Raw genomic sequence first — 24,740 nt, 5'->3', positions numbered from 1 at the left:
CACCGCAGTTCGCTAGCATGCGCACTCATGACACTGCATGGGGGAACCGGCGGCACCAGGTTCGACCTGGCCGGGAGCGGCGCCGAACCGCTGGCGGACGACGACCCGCGGACGATCGGGGAGATCCCGCTGCTGGGCCGGCTCGGGGCGGGCGGCATGGGCCGGGTCTACCTCGGCGTGGTCGAGGGGCGGTACGCGGCGGTCAAACAGGTGCTGCCGCAGTTCATCGAAGACCCGGACTTCCAGCGGCACTTCGGGCACGAGCTCGACAACCTGGCACGCCTGCCGGCGGAGGCCACCGCCCCGCTGCTCGCGGCCGACCGGGACGCCCGCCCGCCGTGGCTGGCCACCGCCTACGTGCCCGGCCTCACCCTGGACCGGGTCCTCGCGGCCAACGGCGGCCCGCTGGACGAGGCCCGGCTGTGGCTGCTGCTGCGCGAGACGGCCTCCTGCCTGCGGGCCGTGCACGGCCTGGACATGATCCACCGCGACCTCAAGCCCTCCAACGTCATGCTCACCGCCCGCGGCGCCACCCTCATCGACTTCGGCATCGCCCGCGCCGCCGACCAGAGCCGCCTCACCCGCACCGGCATGGTGCTCGGCACCCCCTCCTACATGGCGCCCGAACAGGCCGACAACAGCGGCCGGTTCACCCCCGCCGTCGACGTCTTCGCGCTCGGCGCGCTGATCGCCTACGCCGCCACCGGACGCCCGCCCTTCGGCGAGGGCTCGGGCGTCGACATGCTCTACCGCATCATCCACACCGAACCCGACCTCGCCGCGCTGCAGGACCTCGCCCCCGACCTCGCCGAGACCGTCGCGGCCTGCTTGGACAAGAACCCCGCCGGCCGCCCCACGGCCGGCCGCCTGGTCCAACTCGCCTCCCGGCACGGCGCCGAGTACGAGGCCCCGGACGGTTCCGCGGGCGCGGCCGCGGCCGTGGCCGACTGGCCCGCGCCGGTGATGAGCGCGCTCCTGGCCAGGTCCGCCTTCGCCGAGCAGCCCGCGCCCGCGCCCGCCGCGCCCCTCCCGGCCGGATCGCCGACCAACGCCCTGCGGATCACCGGCCCGCAGGGGAAGCCCGAACGCGCCTGGTACCGAAGGCTGGTGCCGTTCGTCGTCCCCGTGGTCCTGGTCGCGGGCGCGACCACCGCCGTGCAGCTGCTCCCGTACGACCCGCCCCCCAAGAAGAGCGAGGGCGCCGCGCAGCTCCCCGGCGCCACCGACCCGGCGGCCCCCAGCAGCCCCGCCCCCGCCGGCACCACACCCGACGCCGGGGCCTCCACCGGGCCGACCCCGGCTCCGGACCCGGACCCGAACGCGAACGGGAACGGGAACGGGAACGGGAGCGGTGGCGGGGGCTCGAACGCGACCCCGGGCGGTCCGGGCAACGGCGTTGGCGGGGGCGGCAGTTCGACGGGCGGCACCGCCACCAAGAAGTCCGGCTCCACCCCCGCGACGACCACCAAGCCGAACCCGACGCCCACCCCCACGCCGACGCCCGCGAAGTCGTACGGTCCCCGCTGCGTGTTCGCCGGCCAGGCCAGCTGCAGCAGCGACGACCCGACCGTCGAAATGACCTACACCGGCGGCTGGACCGACTGCACGTTCACCTTCACCACCGACTGGGGCGACGGCAACACCACCTACACCGACGTCTCCGGCGTCGGCTCCACGGACGTGCGCAAGACCTACGCCACCCACCGCTACGCGCACTCCGGCACCTACACGATCAACCTCCGGGCGGTCACCGACTCCGGCTTCTGCCTGGCCACCGGCGGCACCTTCACCTTCACCCTGACCGGCTGACCGGCTGACCGGCTGACCGGCTGACCGGCTGACCGGCTGACCGGCTGACCGGCTCCACCGGTGGGTCGGCGGCCACCGCGCGACCGTCAGGGGCCGTACGGACTCCTGGAGATCGCGCGGTGGCCGGGGAACCGCCCACGGAGGCCGCCGGTGAGCACACCCCTGCCGAAACGACCGGCGCCCGACAGTTGCCGTCGTGAGCTACGCCGTGGCCACGAAGCCCTTCCCCGGCCCGGGTTCGGCGCACAGCAGGCGGTCACCGAGCAGGTGGTCGCAGCGCCCCCGCTTGATGGCGTCCCGCAGATCGGCCCACTCGTCCGGGTTCACGACCAGTACCGTACGCCGATCGGTCGCCCGCGCGATGGCCACCCCGTCGTATGACTGCGCCAGTACCACCCCGTCCAGGTCATCACTGACCGCGCGCCAGTCCAACCCCAGGCGCCCATCCGGGTAGTACTCCACCGGGGTCAGCGGGCTCTCCGTTTCCTCCACCGGGTCCCCGTCCGTCCACGACGCGTCGACCTCGGCCCAGAAGCGGTCCCAGCGGTTCTTGTTGCTGTGTCCGAAGCTGTCCCCCTCCTTCAGGATCCGCAGCACCGCCTCCGCCAACACCGCGTCCGGCTGCTCCACCACCCGGAGGGTGATCCTGAACCCGTCGTCGATCGTCCGCTCGACCAGCGGTTCACGCCCCGTCAGTTCGCACAGCCCGTCCCTGATCCGCGACGCCCGTTCGGCGGCCGTCGGCGATCGGTGCTCGGGCTCCGTGCCCAGTTCCTGCTCCAGCAAGGTTCTTCCTCGTCTTCCGCGTCCGAGACCTGTCCGGTCGGACAACTCTCCTGTGAATCAAGCCGGTTCGAGCCCATCCGGATGAACGGGAACCTCCGTCCCGCCCCCGAGCGGCCGCACCCACATCAGCCCGCACCACTCGCCCATGTAGCGGACGAGCGCCCCGGACTTCCGGTCGATCACCAACTCGCCGGTGGCGGAGGGGCGGTAGGGAACGACGGGGGACCCTTCGGGTTCCGGGGGGATGCTCTGCTCGTTCACTGTCCGCTCCGATCTTTCACCAACGTGTAACCAGCATCGGCACTGGCAGCTACGATCGGAAGCACTTCAAGTCTCTAGCTGTGATGACTTTAAAGACGGAACTCTCATGCCTCGTAGAACAATTGATCCAACATCATCTCCCTTGCATGCCTTCGCTGTGCAGCTCGCCAGGTCACGGGAGGCAGGTGGGTTGACGCAGGTCGCCCTCGGCCGGGAGATCAGTTACTCCAACGTGTACATCTCGAACGTTGAGGGGGCGAAACAAGCCCCGAGTTTAAAGTTCGTCGAGCTGGCGGACAGTGCGTTGCAGGCCAACGGCACACTGCTACTGCTGTACTGGAGCTGGCGTACCGGCTCACTGCTGCCCGGCTTCCCCGAGTACCTGCGGCGTGAGCGCGAGGCGATCGGCGTTCGGATCTTCGATATCGATCTCGTGTCCGGCATGCTGCAGGAGCCGAGCTACAGCGCGGCCTACGAAAGCGCGGCGGTTCGCAGAGGTGATTCCACACAGGAGCAGGCGGACGAGCGACTCGCCCTGCTCGCGCAGCGACAACTCAAGATGTCCAACGGGGCGCCCGTGCATGCCGTGTTGGACGAAGCAGCCCTTCGCCGTCCGATCGGCGGACCGCTTGTCATGGTTCGACAGCTTCGCCACCTTGAGGCGTTGAGTGAAATGCCCAATGTGGTTCTACAGATCTCCCCTTACGGGCTTGCAGAGGATCGCCCACTGTCACACCCGGTCACGATTTTGACTCTGCCTAACCGCGCGTTGGTTGGGTACACGGAGACGTTGCAGCGTGGATACTTGGAGCAGGATGCCGACACTGTGTCCAAGTGGGTCGGTCGATACGATCGACTCCAGGTTGACGCACTTGGCCAACGGGCAAGTTTGACCTTGATCTGTGCTGTACGGAAGGAAATGGAACGCCATGCATGACCGCACCCCGGTGGCTCCCGCTTGGCGGAAGTCGTCGTACTCGAATGGCCAGGGCGGATGCGTCGAGGTGGATGACATGCGACCGGGCTGTGTCCGGGATTCCAAGGACCCGGCAGGCCCTGTCCTTCGCTTTGCCCCGCCGGTGTGGTCCGCGTTCGTGGATGCCATCGTGCGGGGTGAATTCGGCATCGCCTGAACAGAGTTGCCATTGCGGATGAAGCCTCCGGTGCTTGCGTGCCGGAGGTTTCGTGGTGTCGGGGTCCGGGCGGTCCGACCGAGTTCGGATGCTCCGGTGAGCCGTTGGACTGGACCCCGGTGCGGTGTTCTCTTTGGGGGGGAGTGCCGGTGGGGGTGGGTCGGTTCGAAGGTGATGGACATCGACGGGCGGCTGGCGGAGTTGCCCGCCGCGCTGCCGGGGCTGGCCGTCGTGGCGATGGGGCTGCTGATGCTCCGGGTCAAGTCCTGGTACGCCGTCGTGCCCGGGTTCGCGACGATCATCAACAGCTGTGCCGTCGGCCCGTCGATCCACTACCGCCTGGTCTCCGACGGGCGGATTCGGCTGGACACCCTTGGCATCCGGCTGGTCGCGGGCAGCCTCGCGGTCGCACTCCTCGTCATTGTCGTCGGCACTCTGCTCGCCGGCGTGGTGGGTCACCGCCGCCCCTGGGCGGCCCCGCCGAAGAACGAGGCGGGCCCGGTGCCCCCCACCGCCCGCTGAGCCGGGGCGGGCCAGGGCGGGCTGGGGGGGCGACAGGGGTGACGGGCTGACAGCGGGGGCGCGCGCTGCTAGGTTCGGCCGGTCGAGTCCGGTGCGGGTGCCGCGCCGGGGTGAGCGGGAGAGGGTGAGGTCGATGGCTGCCGGGAGCGGGTTCCGTCACGTCCCGAACCGGGTCGCCGACTGAGCGGGCTTCTGCCGCCGGCGGTCCGGGCCGCTTCACGAATCCGGAGTTCACCACCATCATGCAGAGCAGTACTTCCTCTCGTCCCCCGTCCCGTCCGCTGAGCCTGCTCGTGCTGGGCGGCACGCGTTTCGTCGGCCGCACCCTCGTCGAGGCCGCGGTGGCCGCGGGGCACCGGGTGACGCTGTTCAACCGCGGGCTGACGGCGCCCGCGCTCTTCGCCGACGCCGCGGGCGTCGAGACCGTGGTCGGTGACCGCACGGTCGACCTGTCCGGGCTCGACGGGCGGCGCTGGGACGCCGTGGTCGACGTGGCGGGCTACCACCCGGAGGTGGTGCGCCGTTCGGTGGCGGCGCTGGCCGGGCGGGTGGGCCGGTACGTCTTCGTCTCCTCGCTGTCGGTGCTGGCGGACCAGGCCACCGTGCAGGACGAGGGCGGCGAACTGCTCGATCTGGAAGGCGAGTTGGCGCCGCACCAGTTCTACGGCGCGCGCAAGGCGGCCTGCGAGCGGATCGTGCTGGACGCCTACGGGGAGCTGGCCGGCGTGGTCCGTCCCGGAATGGTCGTCGGACCGTACGACACGACCGACCGCTTCCCGTACTGGCCGCGGCGCTTCCAGCGGGGCGGCCGGGTGCTGCTGCCGGGCGGGCCGGACGACGCCGCCCAGTTCATCGACGCCCGTGACCTGGCGGAGTGGATCCTGGGGTGCGTCGAACGGCAGCGCGGCGGCGTCCACCACGTGACCGGCCGTACCCTGCCGTTCGGCGAGTTCTTCGCCGCCTGCCGGGCGGTGGTGAACCCGGCCGCGGAGCCGGTCTGGGTCGGCAGCGAGCGGCTGCTGCGGGCCGGGGTCGACCCGTGGATGGGCGTGCCGATGTGGATCGCCGGGCCCGAGTGCGCGGCGATCAACCGGGTGGACGTCTCCCGCGCGCTGGCCGCCGGGCTGACCTACCGTCCGCTCGCCGAGACCATCGCCGACACCCTGGCCTGGGACAACGCGCGCGGCGGCCCGGCCCCCGGCGCGGAGGGGCTCACGGCGGAAGCGGAGCGGCGGCTGCTGGACGAGCTGACGTGACCCGCCACTGAACCGGGCGGGGCCCGGGCCGGGCGGACGAGTCGTGGGCGGTGTTCGCGGACGGGGGGCTGCCGAGCATCGGGTTCGCCGGGGCGGACGTCGCGCTGCTGGTGCCGGCGCCGGACCGGCGGGCGGTCGAGGGCGGGGTGCCGTGGGTGCTGACGGTGCGGTCGTGCTTCCTGGAGGAGGCGCTGGCCGGGCGGGTGGGCCGGTACGTCTTCGTCTCCTCGCTGTCGGTGCTGGCGGACCAGGCCACCGTGCAGGGCGAGGGCGGTGGGAAGGGGACCTTCCGGGCGGTGGTGCGCGACCGGGACGGGTTCGACCTGGTGGACGCCCGCCCGGGCGCTTCGGTGCTGCGCCACCTGGGTGAGCCCTTCGCCGGGCCCGCCCCGGTCGCTCCGGTGCGGCACCGCCTGCTCGCCCCCCCCGGCAGCCCGGTACCCCGTCCGCCCTCGACCTGCGGCCGGCGGCCCGCCGACCTCGCCGCCGTCGATGTGGCGGGGTGAGGTCCGCGGGCGGTCGGGGGGAGGGGGAGCGGAGGCGTCAGACGCGGACGCCGGGTTCCTCGGGGAGGGTGCGCGGTTCGGCCGCGGCGGCGTCGTCGTGGCCGCGGCGTTCCAGCCGGGAGGCGATCGGCTCGGTCCAACGGGCGGCCAGCGGGCCGATGATGACGAGCAGTAGGACGTACGCGGTGGCCAACGGGCCGAGGGAGGGTTCGACGCCCGCGGTCACCGCGAGTCCGGCGATGACGATGGAGAACTCGCCGCGGGCGACCAGCGCGCCGCCGGCCCGCCAGCGGCCCTTCGCGGCGATGCCGGCCCGGCGGGCGGCCCAGTAGCCGGTGGCGATCTTGGTGAGGGCGGTGGCCACGGCCAGCGCCAGGGCGGGCAGCAGCACCGGCGGGATGCTGGCGGGGTTGGTGTTCAGGCCGAAGAAGACGAAGAAGACGGCGGCGAACAGGTCGCGCAGCGGGCTCAGCAGGGTGTGCGCGCCCTCCGCGGCCTCGCCGGACAGCGCGATGCCGACCAGGAACGCGCCGACGGCGGCCGAGACCTGGAGCTTCTGCGCGATGCCGGCCACCAGCAGGGTCAGGCCGAGCACCACCAGCAGCAGCTTCTCCGGGTCGTCGTGCGAGACGAAGCGCGAGATCAGCCGTCCGTACCGGAGCGCGACGAAGAGCACCAGGCCCGCGGTGGCCAGGGCGATGGCGAGGGTGACGCTGCCGACCAGCAGGCCGGCGCCGGCCAGCAGCGCGGTGAGGATCGGCAGGTAGACGGCCATCGCCAGGTCCTCCAGGACCAGGATGCTCAGGATCACCGGGGTCTCCCGGTTGCCGAGCCGCCCCAGGTCGCCGAGCACCTTGGCGATCACGCCGGAGGAGGAGATCCAGGTGACGCCCGCCAGCACGACGGCGGCGACCGGGCCCCAACCGAGCAGCAGCGCCATCGCCGCCCCGGGCAGCGCGTTGAAGGCGAAGTCGACGAGCCCGGCCGGGTACTGGCTCTTCAGGTTGGTGACCAGGTCGGCCGCGGTGTACTCCAGCCCGAGCATCAGCAGCAGCAGGACCACGCCGATCTCGGCGCCAGTGGCGACGAACTCCTCGCTGGCGCTGAGCGGCAGCAGGCCGCCGTGGCCGAACGCGAGGCCACCGAGCAGGTAGAGCGGGATGGGGGAGAGACCGTACCGGGAGCCCATGCGGCCGAGCAGCCCCAGGGCGAGGATGATCGCACCGAGTTCGATGAAGATCGTGGCGGTGTGCAAGCGTTCACCTTTTCTCTGTCAGGACGCCCCGGCCTGGCGGGCCGGACGGAGTGGATGCTTGACGCGTGGCCGCGGGGCGGCGGGCTGGTTTTCGGCGGTTCGGGCACAGGTCGTCGCGGGTGGCTCTCGGTGGGTTCGTCGGGTGCATCTCCGGTGCTCCTGTCGTGGTGTCCGACGGCTGGTCAGCGGCCCTGTCCGGTGCGGACGTCCGGGCGTGCTCGGGCGTGCTCGGGTGTGCTCGGGTGGTGCGTGACGACGCGCCGGCGGTGCGGCGGGTGGGTCGGGCGGCGGGCCGGCCGCGGTTCACCCGCGACGGGTTCCGGGGTCGGGGCGCGGGCCGCACCCCGCGGGTGCGGCCGGAATCCCCGCGGCTCGGTGCGGGGAGGAGGTCACTCCCGGCCGAGGATGGCGGCGGCGGCGTCCACGCCTTCGCGGGTGCCGATCAGGATCAGGGTGTCCCCGCCGGCCAGCCGGAAGTCCGGGGTGGGGGAGGGGACGGCCCCGGTGCGGCGCAGGACGGCGACCAGGGAGACCCCGGTGTCGGTGCGCATCCGGGTCTCGCCCAGGGGCCGCCCGTTCCAGTACGACGAGCCGGACAGTTCGACCCGTTCGGCGACCAGGCCGAGGCCGGAGGTGTGCAGGACGTTCGGGCTGTGGTGGGACGGGGTCAGCGCGTCCACCAGCGCGGCCGACTCACCCTCCGTCAGGTGCAGCGAGTGCGCGCAGGCGTCCGGGTCCTCGCGGCGGTAGGTGTTCAGGGTCCGGGTGCCGTCCCGGTGGGCGATCACCGAGACGTGCTGGCGCTCCCGGGTGGTCAGGTCGTACTGCACGCCGATGCCGGGCAGCGGGGTCGATTGCATGCGTGAGACGGGCACGGGGGATCCCTCCGGGGCGGCGGCAGGCGACGTGGTTGGCTCGTACCACCTTTTCAGAGAGGGGCCCACGGCCGAAAGGTCAATCGAAGGTAAAGACATCACCAAGCGGGTGACATTTCCCACGTCGGTGTGATCGCCCGCACGGTCCGGCTGGGCGGTGGGCCCACGGCCGGTGGCCGGTCGCGGGCCCGGTGGTGCGGGCAACTCATTTGTTCGGAACGGGAGTTGAAGGTACGTCCGGAGGGGCGGTCAGGCGCCGGCGGAGCCCTCGGACCGGGAGCGGCGGTGGCGCAGCACTGCGAAGGTGCCGGCTCCGCCGACGGCGAGGGCGGCCGCGCCGCCGATCGCGAACGGGGTGAGCGAGCCCGAGTCCTCGACGGGGGTGGCGACGACCGGGGCCCCTGGGGCGGGACGGTGCCGGGTGCGGGCGCGGCGGTGCCCGGCGGCAGGGCCGCCGGTGGGGTCGGGGGCGGAGGAGGACGGTCGCGGCGGCGACGGCCACGGCCACGGGCTCGGGGAGGCGCTCGGGCCCGTACCGACGCCCGTGCCCGTACCGACGCCCATGCCCGTTCCGGTGCGGGGTGGCGCGGTCGCCGTGCCGGTGGGTGCGGGGGTGGTGCGGTCGGCGGGGGCGGCGCGGTGGGTGGGGACGGGGTCGGGGGCGTCCGGGTGGCGGGTGGTGGTGTGCGGGCGCGGGGTGGTCCGGGCGAGGCCGGCCCCGGCGGGTGGCGGGCCGGTTCACGGGTCCTGCCGGTGAAGGTACTTGGCCGATCGTCAGCCGGTCGGCGCGGACGCTGGCGCGCGGGAGCGGCGGGCCCTACCGTATCCGCCCCGGGTTCCGGAGCCGGAACCCGACGGTCCGTCGGGCGCCCGGCCCGGCCCCGAGGGTGGGTCCGTGTCGCCCCGGAGCTCCAGCCCGCCGCCCTCATGGGAGAGCGCTCTCCGAGCCGGGTCCAACGAAATTGAGATGTCGTCGTCAGGGTCTCTACTTTTCTCTCGCCATGAACTAACCTGATGCGGCGGTGTTTCCCCCAGGTGAAGCCGAGGTTTCAAGTCGTCCCCACGTGCGACTTGACGCCCGGTGCTTCCTGCCCCGAGACTCCGCCCGGAGAGCGCTCTCCGTTGTTTTCCCACCCCACCCACCGCTCACAGCAGGAGGAGCCATGCGGCTCGCCCCTCCCCCTTCCGGTGCCCCCATGCGCCGGACGCCTGCCGTACTCGCCGCCGCGGCCCTGGTCGCGGGTGCTGTCATGACGATCCCGGGCACCGCGCAGGCCGCGGACTCGCTGATCTCCCAGGGCAAGGCGGTCACCGCCTCGTCGACCGAGAACGGTGGCACCCCGGCCACCGCCGCCGTCGACGGCGACTTCGGGACCCGTTGGTCCTCCGCGGCCTCCGACCAGCAGTGGCTGCAGGTCGACCTCGGCTCCGTCTCCACCATCAGCAAGGTGCAGCTGAGCTGGGAGGCCGCCTACGGCAAGGCCTACCAGATCCAGACGTCCAACGACGGCACCACCTGGACGACGGTCTACTCCACCACCACCGGCGCCGGCGGCACCGAGACGCTGAACGTCTCCGGCTCCGGCCGCTACGTCCGGATGAACGGCATCACCCGCGCCACCGGCTACGGCTACTCCCTCTGGGAGTTCCAGGTCTACGGCACCCTGGGCGGCACCCCCACCGGCACCCCCTCGGGCGGCACCACCACCCCGCCGACCTCGGGCTGCTCCACCGACAACGCCGCGCAGGGCAAGACCGCCACCGCGTCCTCCACCGAGAACGGCGGCACCCCGGCGTCCTCCGCGGTCGACGGCAACACCGGCACCCGCTGGGCCTCGGCCGCCGCGGACCCGCAGTGGCTGCAGGTCGACCTCGGCTCGGTGCAGCAGCTGTGCCAGGTCGACCTCAGGTGGGAGGCCGCGTACGGCAAGGCGTACCAGATCCAGGCGTCCAACGACGGCAGCACCTGGGCGACGATCTACTCCACCACCACCGGCGCCGGCGGCAACGAGACGCTGAAGGTCTCCGGCTCCGGCCGCTACGTCCGGATGTACGGCACCCAGCGCGCCACCGGCTACGGCTACTCGCTGTGGGAGATGGGCGTCCACACCGGCACCGGCGGCTCCACCACCCCGCCGGTGCAGGGCGGCGGCGACCTCGGCCCGAACGTGCTGGTCTTCGACCCGTCCACGCCGAACATCCAGGCCAAGGTCGACGCGGTCTTCGCCAAGCAGGAGTCGAACCAGTTCGGCACCGACCGCTACGCGCTGCTGTTCAAGCCGGGCACGTACAACAACATCAACGCCCAGATCGGCTTCTACACCTCGATCGCGGGCCTGGGCCTGAACCCGGACGACACCACCTTCAACGGCGACGTCACCGTCGACGCGGGCTGGTTCAACGGCAACGCCACCCAGAACTTCTGGCGCTCCGCCGAGAACCTGCACCTCAAGCCGGTCAGCGGCACCGACCGCTGGGCCGTCTCGCAGGCCGCGCCGTTCCGCCGGATGCACGTCGAGGGCGGCCTCAACCTGGCCCCCGCCAGCTACGGCTGGGCCTCGGGCGGCTACATCGCCGACTCGAAGATCGACGGCCAGGTCGGCAACTACTCGCAGCAGCAGTGGTACACCCGCGACAGCTCCATCGGCGGGTTCTCCAACGGCGTGTGGAACCAGACCTTCTCCGGCGTCCAGGGCGCCCCCGCCCAGGGCTTCCCGAACCCGCCGTACACCACGCTCGACACCACGCCGACCTCGCAGGAGAAGCCGTTCCTGTACCTGGACGGCAACGACTACAAGGTGTTCGTGCCCGCCAAGCGCACCAACGCCCGCGGCGTCTCCTGGGGCAGCGGCACCCCGCAGGGCACCTCGCTGCCGCTCAGCCAGTTCTACGTGGTGAAGGACGGCGCGACCGCCGCCGGCATCAACCAGGCGCTGGCCCAGGGTCTCAACCTGCTCTTCACCCCCGGCGTCTACCACGTCGACCAGAGCATCAACATCACCCGCCCGGACACCGTGGTGCTCGGCCTCGGCCTCGCCACCGTCATCCCGGACAACGGCGTGACCGCGATCAAGGTCGCCGACGTCGACGGCGTCAAGGTCTCCGGCCTGCTGCTGGACGCCGGCACCACCAACTCCCAGGCCCTGCTCCAGGTCGGCAACGACACCCCGGGCGCCAACCACGCGGCCGACCCGATCGTCATCCAGGACGTCTTCGTCCGGGTCGGCGGCGTCACCGCCGGCAAGGCCACCAACGGCATGGTGATCAACAGCAACAACACCATCGTCGACCACACCTGGATCTGGCGCGCCGACCACGGCGCGGGCGTCGGCTGGGAGAGCAACCGCTCCGACTACGGCTTCGTCGTGAACGGCAACGACGTCCTGGCCACCGGCCTGTTCGTCGAGCACTTCAACAAGTACAACGTGTGGTGGAAGGGCAACGGCGGCAAGACGATCTTCTTCCAGAACGAGATCGCCTACGACGCCCCCAACCAGGCCGCGATCCAGAACGGCACCACCAAGGGCTACGCCGCTTACAAGGTCGAGAACAACGTCACCACCCACGAGGGCTGGGGCCTGGGCAGCTACTGCTACTTCAACGTCGACCCGACCATCGTGGTGGACCACGGCTTCGAGGTCCCGGACACCGCGGGCGTCAAGCTGCACGACGTCCTGGTCAACTCGCTCGGTGGCAACGGCCAGTTCCTGCACGTGGTCAACAACACCGGCGCCGGCACCTCGGGCACCGGGACCGTCCCCTCGAACCTGGTCTCCTACCCGTAACGGCAGGCAGTCCGGGCAGCGCCCGGCAGCCGGGGAGCACCTGACACCCCGGCAGCCGGACAGTACCTGACACACAGCGGCGGCCACCCTCCCCGGGCCGGGGGGCGGTGGCCGCCGCCGTGTGTCGTTCCGCGGTCGGGTCAGCGCTCCGCCGGGTCAGTGTTCCGCCGGGTCAGCGCTCCGCGACGTCCGCACCGGCCAGCGCCAACTCCCGGCCCCGCCAGCGGCGGCGCAGCCAGCGGTCGTGCCCCGCCAGCACCACCGCGCCCGGGCCGCCGGCGCCGATCGCCTCCTCCAACTCGTCGCACAGCAGCGGCGAGAGGTGGTTGGTCGGCTCGTCCAGCAGCAGCAACCGGGGCGGGCGGGCGACCAGCAGGGCCAGTGCCAGGCGGCGGCGCTGGCCCACCGACAGGGCGCCCACCGGGCGGTCCAGGTCGGCCGCCGCCAGCAGGCCGAGCGTCGACAGCGGCACCCGCTCCGCCGCCTCCGGGCCCAGCGCCAGCCGGTAGGTGTCCCGGGCGGTGCGCTCCGGCCGGGCGAACGCGGTGTCCTGGGTGAGCAGGCCCACCGTCAGGCCGGGCCGCCGCCGCACCCCGCCCGCCGCCGCCAGCCGCCCGGCCAGCACCGCCAGCAGCGTCGACTTGCCCGTCCCGTTGCCGCCGGTCACCAACAGCCGTTCCCCGTCCGCGAGTTCCAGCGTGGTCGGAGCCAGCCGGCCCGGGACCCGGACCTCGTGCAGCGCGACCAGCGGGCCGGGGGACGGGGTGGCCCCGGGGGCCGTTCCCGGGTCCGGTTCGGCGGCGGGCGGGGTGAAGCGGAGCGGGACGGGCGGCTCGGCGACCCGGGTGCGCTCCAGCTCCGCCAGCCGGCGGGACGCGTCGCGCACCCGCCGGGACACCTGCTGCTGCACCCGGCCCGCCCGGTGCCCGTACCCCATCTTCTCGTTGTCGGTGCGCCCCCGGTCCGGCGCCACCCGGTGCGCGGTCACCCCCGCCGAGTGCCGCAGCCGCTCCGCCTCCTGCTGCTCCTCGGCCCACCGGCGCTCCCAGCGCTCCCGGGCGGCCCGCTTCGCGGACAGGTAGGCCAGGTAGCCGCCGCCGAAGCGGACCGGGCCGTCCGCGGCCGGGTCCAGGTCGACCAGGTCGGTGCAGACCGCCTCCAGGAACGCCCGGTCGTGGCTGGCCACCACTACCGCGCCCGGCAGGGACAGCAGTTGGGCCTCCAGGAAGGCGGCCGCGGCGTCGTCCAGGTGGTTGGTCGGCTCGTCCAGCAGCACCGCCGCGGGGCGGCGCACCAGCAGCGCGGCCAGCGCCAGCCGGCCGCGCTGGCCGCCGGAGAGCGAACCGAGGGTGCGCTCCGGGGCGAGCGCGGACAGGCCAAGGCCCTCCAGGGCCAGGGCGGCCCGGCGGTCGGCGTCCCAGGCGTCGCGGGCCTCGGCCTGCTCCAGGCGCTGCCCGTACTGCGCCAACAGGCCGGGCAGGGACGGGTGCTGGTCCGGGAGGGCGGCCAACTCGGCTCCCAGGCGCTCCAGTTCGGCCAGGTCGGTGCGGGCCTCGCGCAGCGCGTCGGCCAGCACCGAGGCGAGCGTGGCGTCCGCCTCGAACGGCAACTCCTGGTGCAGGAAGCCCAGATCGGCGGGCCGGGTGACGCTCCCGGCGTCCGGCTCGTCCACTCCGGCCAGCACCCGCAGCAGCGTCGACTTGCCGCAGCCGTTCTCGCCGATCAGGCCGATCCGGCGGCCGGGCGCGGCGGTCAGCGACAGCCCGTCCAGCACCCGGCGGCCGCCCAGGACGCGCACCACGTCCTGGGCGATCAGCGCCGTCACGCCGCCACCTCCGTCAACTGCCCTTCCGCCAGCAGCAGTCGGCGCTGCACCCCGATGCCCTCCAGGAACCGCTCGTCGTGGCTGACCACCACGAACGCACCCCGGTAGGCGTTCAGCGCGCTCTCCAACTGGCCCACGCCCACCAGGTCCAGGTTGTTGGTCGGCTCGTCCAGCAGCAGCAGGTGCGGCGCGGGCTCCGCGCACAGCACGCACGCCAGCGTGGCCCGCAGCCGCTCGCCGCCGGACAGCACCCGCACCGGCAGGTGCGCGCCCGCGCCCCGGAACAGGAACCGGGCCAGCAGGTTCATCCGCTCCGCCTCCGGCCGCTCCGGCGCGAAACGGGCGAAGTTCTCCGCCACCGACAGCCCGTCGTCCAGCAGGTCCAGCCGCTGCGACAGGTACGCCACCCGGCCCTCGCCGTGTCGCAACTCCCCTCCGCTCAACGGTAGTTCGCCGCTGATCAGGCGCAGCAGGGTGCTCTTCCCGGCGCCGTTCGCGCCGGTCAGCGCGATCCGCTCCGGCCCCCGCACGATCAGGTCCACCCCGGCGGGCCCGAACACCGGCACGCCGCCCGGCTCGGCCCGCAGGCCCTCGCCGTGCAGCAGCGTCCGCCCCGCCGGGACGAGGGTGTCCGGCAGTTCCAGGCTCAGCCGCTGCTCTTCGCGCACCGCCCGCCCCGCCTCGTCCAGCCGGGCCCGCGCCTCGTCCACCCGCGCCGCGTGCACCTGGCCTGAGCGGCCCGCCGACTCCTGCGCGCCGCGCTTCATGGTGCCCGCGAAGATCTTCGGCAGGCCGGCGCTCTTCAGGTTCCGCGCCGCGTTGCTCGCCCGCCGGTCGGCCCGCTCCCGGGCCTGCTGCAACTCGCGCTTCTCCCGCTTCAGTTGCTGCTCGGCACTGCGGACGTTGCGCTCGGCGACCTCCCGCTCGGCCTGCACCGTCTCCTGGTAGGCGGTGAAGTCACCCCCGTACAGCCGCAGTTCGCCGCCGTCCAGCTCGGCGATCCGCTCCATCCGGTCCAGTAGCGCGCGGTCGTGGCTGACCAGCAGCAGCGAGCCGTGGAAGTCGGCGAGCACCTCGTACAGCCGGTGCCGGGCCGCCAGGTCCAGGTTGTTGGTCGGCTCGTCCAGTAGCAACACGTCCGGGCGGCGCAGCAGTTGGGCGGCCAGGCCGAGCGAGACCACCTGGCCGCCGCTGAGCGTGCCCAGCCGGCGGTCCAGCGCCAGGGCGCCCAGGCCGAGGCGGTCGAGCTGGGCGCGGGTGCGCTCCTCGACGTCCCAGTCGTCGCCGATCACCGCGAAGTGCTCCTCGGCGACGTCCCCCGACTCGACGGCGTCCAGCGCCCGGATCACGGCGTCGACGCCGAGCACCTCGGCGACGGTCAGCCCCGCCGTCAGCGGGAGGTCCTGCGGCAGGTACCCGAGCGTGCCGGAGACCGTCAACGATCCGGCACCGGGGGCCAGTTCACCGGCGATCAACCGCAGCAGGGTGGACTTGCCGGAGCCGTTCGGCGCGACCAGGCCGGTGCGGCCCGGCGGCAGGCTGAACGACAGGTCGTGGAAGACCGGAGTGTCGTCCGGCCAGGAGAAGGACAGGTGGGAACAGACGACGGCGACGTCGGACACGGCGGGACCTCGAAGGGTGCGAGGGGGCAGCGGGGCGTGGTGAACTGCCGCTGCCCGGGCGGGAAGTGGGGAAAAAGGGGACGACGAAACGGACCACTCCGGCAGCGCTCCTGTGCGCCGGCCCGGTGGCCGTCAGAACCGGGTCTCACCCGGAGATGTCGTCGTCACCCGCCACAGCTGTCCCTCTTCCGCACCTCGCGCGCGCACCTGCTGCGCCGCTCCAGACCCTCCGACTCTAACAGGCCGCCCGACCCGACCATCGGACGCACCGGCGGGGCGGGTGCGCGCCGAAGGGCCGGGCACCGCGCCCCGGTGCAGGGGGAAAGGGCGCGGTGCCCGACGGACACCCTGCCGGTCCGGGTGGGGGCGCCGGGGTGGGGCCCGGACCGGCAGGGTCGGAGGCGGACGGACGGTGGGGGCCGCCCGTCCGCCGGGTTCAGGTGACGCGGTCGGCCGGGGCGAGCGGCTGCCGGGCCCCGGCCGGGGCGAGCGGTCGCCCGCCCGCCCCGGCGGACCCGGAGCCGGACGGGAGCGGCGGCGCGTCGACCGGCTGCGCCTGCTCCTGGGGCCGGGCCGTCGACGGCGCCGGCGGGGTCGGCCCCGGGTGCGGCGGGGGTCCGGTGCGGTAGGCGACCAGGACGGTGCCGACCGTCACCAGCACCGAGGCCACCAGGTACCACCAGCGGTGCCGCCGGGACCTCGACCCCGGCCCCGCGCCGGACCGGCGGTGTCCTCGTGCCATCCTGGGCCTTCCCTCCGGTCTCCTCCGGGTGCGCGTGCGGCGCTCCTGCGGGTGCGTCACCTCGGAGACCCCGCCGGACCCGCCGGATAACAGAAATCTCACCGCGGACCGAAAAAAATCCGCGGCCGGAGAATTTCTGTTGGCGGGCGCACCCGCGGGCGGTCTCCGAGGACGGAGAACGCCGCCGCACCCCACGTAGAGGAACGCACCCATGCCGCACACCAGACGCAGTGGACCCGACGCCGGGACGGTCACGGCGGCGCGCGCCGGCGACCGGCGAGCGCTCGAACACCTGGTGGCCGAGAGCCTCCCGCTGGTCTACAACATCGTCGGCCGGGCGCTGAACGGCCACGCCGACACCGACGACGTCGTACAGGAGACGCTGTTGCGCATGGTCCGAGGGCTGTCCGACCTGCGGGACCCCACCGCCTTCCGGTCCTGGCTGGTGGCCATCGCCGTCCGGCAGGTGCGCACCCGCCAGCAGGACCGGGCCGTCGCCCTCGACCGGTCCGCCCGGCTGGAGGACGCCGAGGCGATACCCGACCCCGCACTGGACTTCGCGGGCCTGACCATCCTGCGCCTGGGCCTGACCGAACAGCGCCGCGAGATCGCCGAGGCCACCCGCTGGCTCGACCCCGACGACCGCGAACTGCTCGCCCTGTGGTGGCTCAAGGAGACCGGCGAACTCGACCAGGCCGAACTGGTCTCCGCGCTCGGCCTCAGCTCCGGCCACGCCGCCGTCCGCACCGGCCGGATGAAGAAGCAGCTCGAAACCTCCCGGCTGGTGGTCCGCGCCCTGGCCGCCGACCCGCGCTGCCCCGGACTGGACGCGGCCGCCGCGGGCTGGGACGGCGCGCCCACCCCGCTGTGGCGCAAGCGCCTGGCCCGGCACCTGCGCGACTGCGAACGCTGCTCCGGCGCCCAGCGCGGCCTGTTGCCCGCCGAACGGCTGCTCTACGGCCTGCCGCTGCTGGCCGTCCCGCCGACCCTCGACCCGGCCCGGATCCTCGGCGCGCCGGGCTCCGCCACCCCGGGCGGGGGAGCGGACGGAGGGCCGGGCGGCGCACCGTCCACCGACGCCTCCGGCACCGGAACCCCCTCCGGCGGGCGCCGGGCCGGCCGGCGCTCCGGCCACCGGCGGCCGCGCACCGGCCTGCCCCGGCCGGTGCTCGGCGGCGCGGCGGTGGCGCTGGTGGCGGTGGCCGTCCTGGTCGGGGCCGAGCTGACGCCCGGTCGGCACGACGACCCGTCCGCCGCCACCCTCGCCGTCCCGTCCGCCGCCGTCGCCGCCCCGCCCACGGTCGCCGGCGCGGCGGCCCCGGCGCTCCCGGACGGCCCCTCGCCCTCGCCGTCCGCCCCGGAGTCCCCGTCCCCGTCCGTCTCCGCCGCCACCCCTTCCACCCCCGCGCCGTCCGCCGCCGCCACCTCCGCGAAGCCCGCCGCCGGTGCGGCCGCACCGCAGGCCGGGATCGCCGGCTCCGCGCGCAAGGGCGTCGGCGTGTGGTCCTTCGACGGGGTGAGCCAGGCGCTCGCCGCCTCCGGGGCCGGCTGGTACTACACCTGGGCGCCCCAGCACCCCGGCATCGAGACGCCCGCCTCGGCGTCCTTCGTCCCGATGATCTGGGGCGCGGCCTCCGTCACCGACGGCGCGCTCGCCCAGGCCCGCGCCAACGGCCCCTACCTGCTCGGGTTCAACGAGCCCGACATGGCCGCGCAGTCCAACATGACGGTCGACCAGGCGCTCGACCTGTGGCCGAAGCTGATGCAGGCCGGGCAGACGCTCGGCAGCCCGGCGGTGGCGTACGGGGCGGACACCGCCGGCGGCTGGCTGGACCGCTTCATGACCGGCGCCGCCGCCAAGGGCTACCGGGTCGACTTCATCACGCTGCACTGGTACGGCGGCGACTTCCGCACCCCGCAGGCCGTCCAGCAGCTGACCTCGTACCTGGAGGCCGTGCACCAGCGCTACCACAAGCCGATCTGGCTCACCGAGTACGCCCTGATCGACTTCTCCCAGGGCACCCGCTTCCCGACCGCCGACCAGCAGGCCGCCTTCGTCACCGCCTCCACCGCGGCCCTCGACGCGCTGCCCTACCTCCAGCGCTACGCCTGGTTCGGCCTCGGCGCGGACCCGGCGAAGCCCAGCAGCGGCCTGTTCACGAACGGCACCACCGCGACCGCCGCCGGACGCGCCTACCAGGCCGCCCGCTGACCGGCCGGAACGCCGTCCGCCGGGCACCACTTGCGGCGCCCGGCGGTCGATCGGCGGTCGATCGGCAACGGCTCAACGGCTCAGCGCCTCAACGGCTCAGCGCGGCCGGGACGCGGAAGCCGCCGAGCCGCTCCTCCAGCAGTTCGGCCAGCCGCAGCGGGGTGCGGTCCTCGTACATCGGGCCGATCAGCTGGACGCCGACCGGGAGGCCCTCGGCGGAGAGGCCGGTGGGGACGGCGGTGGCGGGCAGGCCCGGCATGGTGGCCAGGCCGGCCCAGGCCAGCTGGTCGAAGTAGGGGAAAGTGGTGCCGTCGACGGTCATCCGGCGGCCCAGCAGGTCGGGGTCCTGCTGGTGCGGGAAGGCGGCGGTCGGGGTGATCGGGGCGACGACGGCGTCGAACTCGGCGAAGAACTCCCGCCAGCCGCGCCGGTGCAGTTCGCGGCGGTGGTCGGCGGCCAGCCAGTCGCGGTGGCTGAGCATCGATCCGCGCAGCCGGGCGGCCCCCAGGCTGTGGTCGTCCTCGCTCAACTGCTCGGCGAGCCGCCGCACTTGCTCGTACTGCGCCGGGGGGAAGTTGGCGGCGAGGGCGGAGAACATCAGCAGCGGGTAGATCTGGGCGCCGTCGGCGAGGTCGGGCAGCAGCGGGCTGTGCCGCTCGACCCGGGCGCCGCCGTCGGCGAGCGCGTCGGCGACCCGGGCGATGCCCGCGCGGACGTCGGCGCCGGTCGGGAGCAGCGGGTGCTCGTCCAGCACCAGCACCCGGAAGCCGTCCAGCCGGTCGTGGCGGGCGGGCGGCAGCACGGTGGCGTGGGCCAGGCCGAGGGTCAGCGGGTCGGGGCCGGTCATCACGTCGAACAGCAGCGCCAGGTCGCCGGCCGAGCGGGCCATCGGGCCGACCACGGCGAGGTCGATGTCGGCGGGCAGCGCGGGGGCGTGCGGCGGCACCATGCCGCGGGTCGGCAGCAGGTGCAGGGTCGGCTTGTGCGCGTACACGCCGCAGAAGTGGGCGGGGGTGCGCAGCGAGCCGGCGATGTCGGTGCCCAGCGACAGCGGGCCGTAGCCGGCGGCCAGCGCGGCCGCCGACCCGCCGGAGGAGCCGCCGCTGGTGCGGCTGTGGTCCCACGGGTTGTTGGTGGTGCCGTGGATCTCGTTGTAGGTCTGGATGTCCCGCAGTCCCAGCGGCACGTTGGTCTTGCCGAGCACCACCGCGCCGGCCGCCTTCACCCGGGCCACCTGCAGCGCGTCCTCGTCCGGCACGTGGTCCCGGAACTGCGGCATCCCCCAGGTGGTCGGCAGTCCGGCGACGTTGTACGACTCCTTGACGGTCAGCGGGATCCCCAGCAGCGGCCGCCGCTCGCCGCGCGTCAACGCCCGGTCGGCCTCCCGGGCGGCCGTCCGGGCCCGCTCGAAGTCCGGTGCGCAGACCGCGTTGAGCGCCCCGTCCTCCTGCTCGATCCGGGCGATCGCGCCCTCGGTCAGTTCCACCGAGGTGACGTCCCCGGCGTGCAGGGCCGCGGTGAGTTCCCGGGCCGTGGCGTAGGTCCATTTCTCCATGGACGGGACGGTACGTGAGCTCGGTCGGGGGCACGAAATACCTTTCCGAGCAAGCGGGTTGAGCGATCCTCCGCCGGATCCCGACGGCCGGTCAGCCGCTGCCGCGACGATCGACGGCGCGCTGACGGTGATCTGCCGGCGATCTGACGGCGGGTGCCGGGACCGTTGTCACCGAGGCCGGGACGCACCGGCGGGAGAGGCGGAGGAACCATGGACGTGAAGCCGGGCGTGACGCTGGACGAGGTGCCGGACGCGGCGTCGGACGAGGTGCTGGACGAGTCGCTCGTCGCGCGGATGCGGGAGTACCTGGCCGCGGGCACGGCGATGGACCTGCCGGCCCTGGAGGCGCTGTACGACGAGGAGTTCGAGAACCTGCGGATCGACGAGGCCGGCCAGGTGGTGCGGCTGACCAAGGCGCACTTCATGGCGCGCTTCCGCGGCCTGGCCGCGCAGGGGCAGCGCATCGGCGAGGACACCCGGGACGTCCGCTTCCTGGCCACCACCCGGCACGGCGACCAGGGCACCGTGGTGATGTACCGCCGCGAGCAGGGCGTCCCGGCCCGCTACGCCTTCGTCTGGCGCTGGGCGGACGGCCACTGGACCACCGTGCTGCGGGAGTTCAGCTTCGAACGGGACGTCAGCGGGCTGAAGCGGATGATGGCCGAAGCCGCCGCCCGGGGCTGACGCCCGCCGCCCGCAGCGGCCCCCTCACGGGCTCACAGGCTGGTCCGGCCCTTGCGCAGCGGCAGCAGCCGCTCCTGCGGGCCGTTCCCGTCCTCCCGGCGCAGCCGCACGGTGAAGCGCCGCTCGCCGCGGTGCGCGGTCCCGACGGGCGAAGGCTGCCTGACGCGGCACTCGGGCCTTCCCGTTCCGGGCCGGCGCGGTCAGCCGTTCTTGAGGCCCTCGGCGTCGAGGTCCGGGAGCAGGCGGTCCATCCAGCGCGGGGTCCACCAGGCGGCGGGGCCGAGCAGGGTCATCGCGGAGGGGACCATCAGCAGCCGGACCACGGTGGCGTCGATCAGGACGCTGACGGCCAGGCCCAGGCCCATCATCTTGATCACCACGTTGTCGCTGACGATGAACGCCGCGAACACGCTGACCATGATCAGGGCCGCGCAGCCGATCACCCGGGCGGTGGTCTCCAGGGCGTGCGCGACCGCGCCGCGGCTGTCGCCGGTGCGGCGCCAGCGCTCGTGGACCCGGGAGAGCAGGAACACCTCGTAGTCCATGCTCAGGCCGAAGACGATCGCGAACATCATCATCGGGACGTAGCTCTCGATCGGCACCTTGCCCGACACGCCCAGCGCCGGCCCGCCCCAGCCCCACTGGAAGACCGCGACCAGCACCCCGTACGAGGCGGCGATCGACACCAGGTTCAGCACGGCGGCCTTCAGCGCGACCAGCGGGGCCCGGAACACCAACAGGATGATCAGGAAGGCCAGCGCCACCACCACCGCGATGATCAGCAGCAGCCGGCTCGCCACCAGGTCCAGGAAGTCGACCTGGGCGGCGGTGGTGCCGGTGACGTAGGTGGCCGCGGCGGTGCCCGCGACCGCGCCCGGCAGCACCTCCTCGACGAGGTGGCCGACCAGGTCGGTGGTCCGTTGGTCCTGCGGGGCCTGCGCGGGCGTGACGGTGGTGAACAGCACGTCGCCGTCCGAACTGGTCTGCAGCGGCGGCACGTTGCTCACCGCGTCCGGCACGCCGGTCAGCGCCTGCTGGACGGCGGAGGCCAGCGCCGGACGGTCGGCGGCGGGCACCGCGGTCTGGTCGACCACCGCCGTCAGCGGGCCGTTGGAGCCCGGGCCGAACGCCGCCGACATCAGGTCGAAGGCCCGCCGGTCGGTGAACGAGGTGGGGTCCGCGCCGTCCCCGATGTGCCCGAGCTGGATCGACGGCAGCGGCACCGCCAGCACCAGCACCGTCACCAGGCCCACCGCCAGGTACCGCCACGGGCGGTGCTCGACCCGCCGGGCGTACCGGTGCCACAGGCCGGTCGCCTCGCCGCCCTCGGTCTCCCCGCCGCCCTCCGCCACGGGCGGACGGACGGTGAAGCGGTCCATCCGGCGGCCGATCAGGCCCAGCAGCGCGGGCAGCAGCGTCAGCGCGCCGCACACCGCCGTCACCACCGTGACGCCCGCCGCCAGGCCCAGCTTGGCCATGAACGAGATGCCCGACACCGACAGGCCCGCCAGCGCGATCACCACCGTGCAGCCGGAGATCAGCACCGCCCGGCCGCTGGTCGCCACCGCGTGCCCGGCCGCCGCGACCGGGTCCGCGCCGTCGATCAGGCCCTGCCGGTGCCGGGTCAGCAGGAACAGCGCGTAGTCGATGCCCACCCCCAGCCCGATCATCGTCGCCAGCGTCGGCGCCACCGTCGCGAAGGTGGTCAGCGCCGCCAGCAGGCCCAGCAGCCCCAGGCCCACCACCACCGCCAGCAGCGCGCTGACCAGCGGCAGCCCCGCCGCGATCACGCTGCCGAAGCCGAGCAGCAGCACCACGACCGCGACCCCGAACCCGATCAGCTCGCTGACCCGGTCGCTCGGCGCCGGCCGCGCCAACTCGCCCAGCGGGCCCCCGTACTCGACCTGCACGCCGGCCTGGCGCAGCGGCGCCACCGCCGCGTCCACCTGGTCCAGGTAGTCGTCGCCGAACGTCGCCAGCACCCCGTCGAAGCGCACCGTGACGTACGCCGTCAGCCCGTCCGCGGACAGCGGCCCGCCCGGCTGCGGGGCCTGGCCCGGCGGCGGCAGCGGGTCCTGCGCCGACAGCACGTGCGGCAGGTGCTGCAGCGACGTCACCGCCTGGTCCACCTGCGACTGGAACTGCGTCAGCGGCTGCCCGTCGTGCAGCACCACCTGCGCGCTCGTCCCGCCGATCGCCGGCTCGTGCGCGGCCAGCACGTCCGCGCCGTCCTGCGCCTGGGAGCCCGGCAGCGAGAAGTCGTCCGAGTAGCCGCCGCCCACCGCGTGGTTCGCGACCTGCACCCCCGCCAGCACCAGCAGCCAGCCCACCAGCACCAGCACCGGCCGCCGGGCGCACCACGCGCCCAGCCGCCACAGCAGGCCGCGGCCCCGCTCCGGCACGGACCCTGACACGGTGTCGGACGAGGACATCGACCCTCCCGGGGACGCGGCGTCACCCGCACCCGGTGACCGGACTCCGAACGGTAGCCACGCCCCCGCCGCCCGCCCCGGCCACCCGGCCGCGACACGGCCGAACCCACCCGTACGCCGCGACCGGTCCGGCCCGGCCCGGCCCGGACCGGGCGGGGCGGTCGCGGCGTCCGGGTGGGCGCCGGGTGCGGTCAGCCGCCGAGGCCGAGCCCGAGGCCGCCGGCGACGGTGACCTCCTGGCCGGTGACGTAGCGGGCGGCGTCCGAGGCGAGGAACGCGACGACCTCGGCCACCTCCCCGCCCGTCGCGAACCGCTGGAACGGGATGCCCGCGCTCATGGCCGCCCGCGCCTCGGCCGGAACGCCGAGCTTGTCGTACAGCGGGGTCTCGGTCGATCCGGGGCTGACGGCGTTGACGCGGATCCCCCGGGGCGCCAGTTCGAGCGCGAGCGACGGCAGCATCGCCAGCAGCGCCCCGCGCGTCGCCGCGACCACGGTGGCGCCCGGAGCTCCCCGGTCGGCCCCGACGATCCCCACGGTCAGGACGATCGAGCCGCCGTCGGTCAGCAGCGGCAGCGCCTTCTGCAGGGTGAAGTACTGGCCCTTGAAGTTGACGTCGACCGCCTCGTCGAAGGCTTCCTCGGTCACCTCGGAGACCGGCGCGGGCCGGAAGACGCCCGCGTTGAGGAACAGCAGGTCCAGCGAGCCGAAGTGCTCGCGGACCGACTCGATCAGGGCGTCGGTGTCCGCCGTGACGCGGGCGTCGGCGCGGACGACGAGCACCTCCGGCGGCAGTTCGCGCCGGGCCCGCGCGATCGACTCGGGGTTCCGGCCGGTGACCGCGACGCGGTACCCGCGCTCGTGCAGCAGTTCGGCGGTGGCGCGGCCGATGCCGCTGGTGCCGCCGGTGATGAGGGCAGTGGGCATGGGGACTCCTCTGAGGTGGGGTGGAAGGGGGGTGAGGGCCGGCGACCCGTGGTGTCCGGTGCGGGCGGTGCGGAGCGAGTGCGTTCGGGTGCCGGGTGCCGGGTGCCGGGTGCCGGGTGTTGGGCGTCGGTTAGCGCGGGTCGGTCGGGCCGTGGTCGGTCGGGCCGTGGTCGGCCGGAGCGCCCGGCAGCGTCACGGCCGTCTCCTCGATCCGGACGAAGCGGCCGTCGGGGTCGCGCCGCGCGAACACGTACACCTCCTGGACGGTCCGGCCGCCGGCGCGGTCGACCAGTTCGACGACGTGGCGCTCCGCGTAGCCGCTGCCGTCGGCGAACTCGTCCAGAACGGTGACCTCGGCGCGCTCGACGGCCTCGCGGAGCCGGACGACGCGGGCGAGGAACCCGGCGCGGTCGACCCAACTCCCGTCCACGCGCTGGCGGAAGGCGGGGGCGAAGTGCCGGTCGACCGCCTCGTGCGCCGGTAGCCGCCGGTTGTTGAACAGGTCGTCGACGGCGTCCTTGAGCGTGCTCATCGAGGTCCTCCTGCCGTCGCGC

20 protein-coding genes are annotated in these 24,740 nt (G+C 73.9%); 9 read left to right on the top strand and 11 right to left on the bottom strand.

Going from position 1 to position 24,740, the window contains the following annotated elements; genetic code table 11:
- The first annotated feature begins 27 nt into the window (after positions 1–27).
- Positions 28–1,809 (top strand): serine/threonine-protein kinase, encoded by a 1,782-nt coding sequence (locus tag ABD345_RS03690; RefSeq protein WP_344550229.1) that lies wholly within the window; start codon positions 28–30, stop codon positions 1,807–1,809.
- A gap of 201 nt (positions 1,810–2,010) precedes the next feature.
- Here the strand turns inward: ABD345_RS03690 and ABD345_RS03685 are convergent, their stop codons facing one another.
- On the bottom strand, positions 2,011–2,595 hold the full coding sequence (locus ABD345_RS03685; protein ID WP_344550228.1) for a hypothetical protein: 585 nt from the start codon (positions 2,593–2,595) through the stop codon (positions 2,011–2,013).
- A 244-nt stretch (positions 2,596–2,839) separates the two neighbouring features.
- Here ABD345_RS03685 and ABD345_RS03680 point away from each other — a divergent pair, with 244 nt between their 5' ends.
- From ABD345_RS03680 to ABD345_RS03660, 5 genes are all read left to right on the top strand, one after another.
- Positions 2,840–3,793 (top strand): helix-turn-helix domain-containing protein, encoded by a 954-nt coding sequence (locus ABD345_RS03680; RefSeq protein ID WP_344550227.1) that lies wholly within the window; start codon positions 2,840–2,842, stop codon positions 3,791–3,793.
- The gene (locus tag ABD345_RS03675) at positions 3,786–3,989 is read left to right on the top strand and encodes a DUF397 domain-containing protein (RefSeq protein ID WP_344550226.1); all 204 of its coding nucleotides are present in this window, start codon (positions 3,786–3,788) and stop codon (positions 3,987–3,989) included. The genes ABD345_RS03680 and ABD345_RS03675 overlap by 8 nt, the downstream gene beginning before the upstream one ends.
- A 174-nt stretch (positions 3,990–4,163) precedes the next feature.
- Positions 4,164–4,511: a hypothetical protein gene (locus tag ABD345_RS03670; protein ID WP_344550225.1), complete on the top strand. Its 348-nt coding sequence runs from the start codon at positions 4,164–4,166 to the stop codon at positions 4,509–4,511.
- Positions 4,512–4,753: 242 nt separating this feature from the next.
- Positions 4,754–5,767, top strand: a complete 1,014-nt coding sequence (locus ABD345_RS03665) for an NAD-dependent epimerase/dehydratase family protein (protein ID WP_344550224.1) — start codon at positions 4,754–4,756, stop codon at positions 5,765–5,767.
- A gap of 50 nt (positions 5,768–5,817) precedes the next feature.
- The gene (locus ABD345_RS03660) at positions 5,818–6,273 is read left to right on the top strand and encodes a hypothetical protein (RefSeq protein ID WP_344550223.1); all 456 of its coding nucleotides are present in this window, start codon (positions 5,818–5,820) and stop codon (positions 6,271–6,273) included.
- A 37-nt stretch (positions 6,274–6,310) separates the two neighbouring features.
- Here ABD345_RS03660 and ABD345_RS03655 read toward each other — a convergent pair whose 3' ends face one another.
- The 3 genes from ABD345_RS03655 to ABD345_RS03645 form a co-directional block, all read right to left on the bottom strand.
- Entirely contained in the window at positions 6,311–7,528 is a 1,218-nt protein-coding gene (locus ABD345_RS03655; protein ID WP_344550222.1) for a cation:proton antiporter, read from the bottom strand.
- A 389-nt stretch (positions 7,529–7,917) separates the two neighbouring features.
- The gene (locus ABD345_RS03650) at positions 7,918–8,388 is read right to left on the bottom strand and encodes a cation:proton antiporter regulatory subunit (protein ID WP_344550221.1); all 471 of its coding nucleotides are present in this window, start codon (positions 8,386–8,388) and stop codon (positions 7,918–7,920) included.
- A gap of 264 nt (positions 8,389–8,652) precedes the next feature.
- Positions 8,653–8,967 (bottom strand): hypothetical protein, encoded by a 315-nt coding sequence (locus ABD345_RS03645; protein WP_344550220.1) that lies wholly within the window; start codon positions 8,965–8,967, stop codon positions 8,653–8,655.
- A gap of 632 nt (positions 8,968–9,599) precedes the next feature.
- Here ABD345_RS03645 and ABD345_RS03640 point away from each other — a divergent pair.
- Positions 9,600–12,188, top strand: coding sequence for a discoidin domain-containing protein (locus ABD345_RS03640; RefSeq protein WP_344550219.1), 2,589 nt, complete (start codon positions 9,600–9,602; stop codon positions 12,186–12,188).
- A gap of 172 nt (positions 12,189–12,360) precedes the next feature.
- Here ABD345_RS03640 and ABD345_RS03635 read toward each other — a convergent pair whose 3' ends face one another.
- From ABD345_RS03635 to ABD345_RS03625, 3 genes are all read right to left on the bottom strand, one after another.
- Entirely contained in the window at positions 12,361–14,013 is a 1,653-nt protein-coding gene (locus tag ABD345_RS03635) for an ABC-F family ATP-binding cassette domain-containing protein (RefSeq protein WP_344550218.1), read from the bottom strand.
- Entirely contained in the window at positions 14,010–15,635 is a 1,626-nt protein-coding gene (locus tag ABD345_RS03630) for an ABC-F family ATP-binding cassette domain-containing protein (RefSeq protein WP_344550217.1), read from the bottom strand. The genes ABD345_RS03635 and ABD345_RS03630 overlap by 4 nt, the downstream gene beginning before the upstream one ends.
- 436 nt (positions 15,636–16,071) lie before the next feature.
- Complete coding sequence (locus ABD345_RS03625; protein WP_344550216.1) at positions 16,072–16,377, bottom strand: hypothetical protein; 306 nt, start codon at positions 16,375–16,377, stop codon at positions 16,072–16,074.
- A gap of 211 nt (positions 16,378–16,588) precedes the next feature.
- Here ABD345_RS03625 and ABD345_RS03620 point away from each other — a divergent pair, with 211 nt between their 5' ends.
- Positions 16,589–18,589 (top strand): sigma-70 family RNA polymerase sigma factor, encoded by a 2,001-nt coding sequence (locus ABD345_RS03620; RefSeq protein ID WP_344550215.1) that lies wholly within the window; start codon positions 16,589–16,591, stop codon positions 18,587–18,589.
- Positions 18,590–18,677: 88 nt separating this feature from the next.
- Here the strand turns inward: ABD345_RS03620 and ABD345_RS03615 are convergent, their stop codons facing one another.
- Positions 18,678–20,144 carry an amidase gene (locus ABD345_RS03615; RefSeq protein WP_344550214.1) on the bottom strand — a complete coding sequence of 489 codons (1,467 nt, stop codon included), beginning with the start codon at positions 20,142–20,144 and terminating at the stop codon, positions 18,678–18,680.
- A gap of 210 nt (positions 20,145–20,354) precedes the next feature.
- On the opposite strand from ABD345_RS03615, the gene ABD345_RS03610 reads away from it, so the two are divergent.
- Entirely contained in the window at positions 20,355–20,828 is a 474-nt protein-coding gene (locus ABD345_RS03610) for a nuclear transport factor 2 family protein (protein ID WP_344550213.1), read from the top strand.
- Between the two features lie 200 nt (positions 20,829–21,028).
- Here the strand turns inward: ABD345_RS03610 and ABD345_RS03605 are convergent, their stop codons facing one another.
- The 3 genes from ABD345_RS03605 to ABD345_RS03595 form a co-directional block, all read right to left on the bottom strand.
- Positions 21,029–23,260, bottom strand: coding sequence for an MMPL family transporter (locus tag ABD345_RS03605; RefSeq protein ID WP_344550212.1), 2,232 nt, complete (start codon positions 23,258–23,260; stop codon positions 21,029–21,031).
- Between the two features lie 191 nt (positions 23,261–23,451).
- Complete coding sequence (locus tag ABD345_RS03600) at positions 23,452–24,186, bottom strand: SDR family oxidoreductase (RefSeq protein ID WP_344550211.1); 735 nt, start codon at positions 24,184–24,186, stop codon at positions 23,452–23,454.
- Positions 24,187–24,316: 130 nt separating this feature from the next.
- A complete protein-coding gene (locus ABD345_RS03595; RefSeq protein ID WP_344550210.1) occupies positions 24,317–24,718 on the bottom strand; it encodes a nuclear transport factor 2 family protein in 402 nt (133 codons plus the stop codon).
- Positions 24,719–24,740 lie beyond the last annotated feature (22 nt).

The organism is Kitasatospora saccharophila (assembly GCF_039529925.1).
Classification (GTDB): domain Bacteria; phylum Actinomycetota; class Actinomycetes; order Streptomycetales; family Streptomycetaceae; genus Kitasatospora; species Kitasatospora saccharophila.
This window is presented reverse-complemented; position numbering and strand designations above follow the sequence as displayed.

Bases quoted from the DNA above. Each gene is read 5' to 3' on its own strand.
- ABD345_RS03665 (WP_344550224.1), top strand. From the start codon at position 4,754: ATGCAGAGCAGTACTTCCTCTCGTCCCCCGTCCCGTCCGCTGAGCCTG.
- ABD345_RS03690 (WP_344550229.1), top strand. From the start codon at position 28: ATGACACTGCATGGGGGAACCGGCGGCACCAGGTTCGACCTGGCCGGG.
- ABD345_RS03605 (WP_344550212.1), bottom strand. From the start codon at position 23,260: ATGTCCTCGTCCGACACCGTGTCAGGGTCCGTGCCGGAGCGGGGCCGC.
- ABD345_RS03680 (WP_344550227.1), top strand. From the start codon at position 2,840: ATGCTCTGCTCGTTCACTGTCCGCTCCGATCTTTCACCAACGTGTAAC.
- ABD345_RS03610 (WP_344550213.1), top strand. From the start codon at position 20,355: ATGGACGTGAAGCCGGGCGTGACGCTGGACGAGGTGCCGGACGCGGCG.
- ABD345_RS03645 (WP_344550220.1), bottom strand. From the start codon at position 8,967: ATGGGCGTCGGTACGGGCACGGGCGTCGGTACGGGCCCGAGCGCCTCC.
- ABD345_RS03675 (WP_344550226.1), top strand. From the start codon at position 3,786: ATGCATGACCGCACCCCGGTGGCTCCCGCTTGGCGGAAGTCGTCGTAC.
- ABD345_RS03650 (WP_344550221.1), bottom strand. From the start codon at position 8,388: ATGCAATCGACCCCGCTGCCCGGCATCGGCGTGCAGTACGACCTGACC.
- ABD345_RS03600 (WP_344550211.1), bottom strand. From the start codon at position 24,186: ATGCCCACTGCCCTCATCACCGGCGGCACCAGCGGCATCGGCCGCGCC.
- ABD345_RS03670 (WP_344550225.1), top strand. From the start codon at position 4,164: ATGGACATCGACGGGCGGCTGGCGGAGTTGCCCGCCGCGCTGCCGGGG.
- ABD345_RS03620 (WP_344550215.1), top strand. From the start codon at position 16,589: ATGCCGCACACCAGACGCAGTGGACCCGACGCCGGGACGGTCACGGCG.
- ABD345_RS03595 (WP_344550210.1), bottom strand. From the start codon at position 24,718: ATGAGCACGCTCAAGGACGCCGTCGACGACCTGTTCAACAACCGGCGG.
- ABD345_RS03625 (WP_344550216.1), bottom strand. From the start codon at position 16,377: ATGGCACGAGGACACCGCCGGTCCGGCGCGGGGCCGGGGTCGAGGTCC.
- ABD345_RS03640 (WP_344550219.1), top strand. From the start codon at position 9,600: ATGCGCCGGACGCCTGCCGTACTCGCCGCCGCGGCCCTGGTCGCGGGT.
- ABD345_RS03615 (WP_344550214.1), bottom strand. From the start codon at position 20,144: ATGGAGAAATGGACCTACGCCACGGCCCGGGAACTCACCGCGGCCCTG.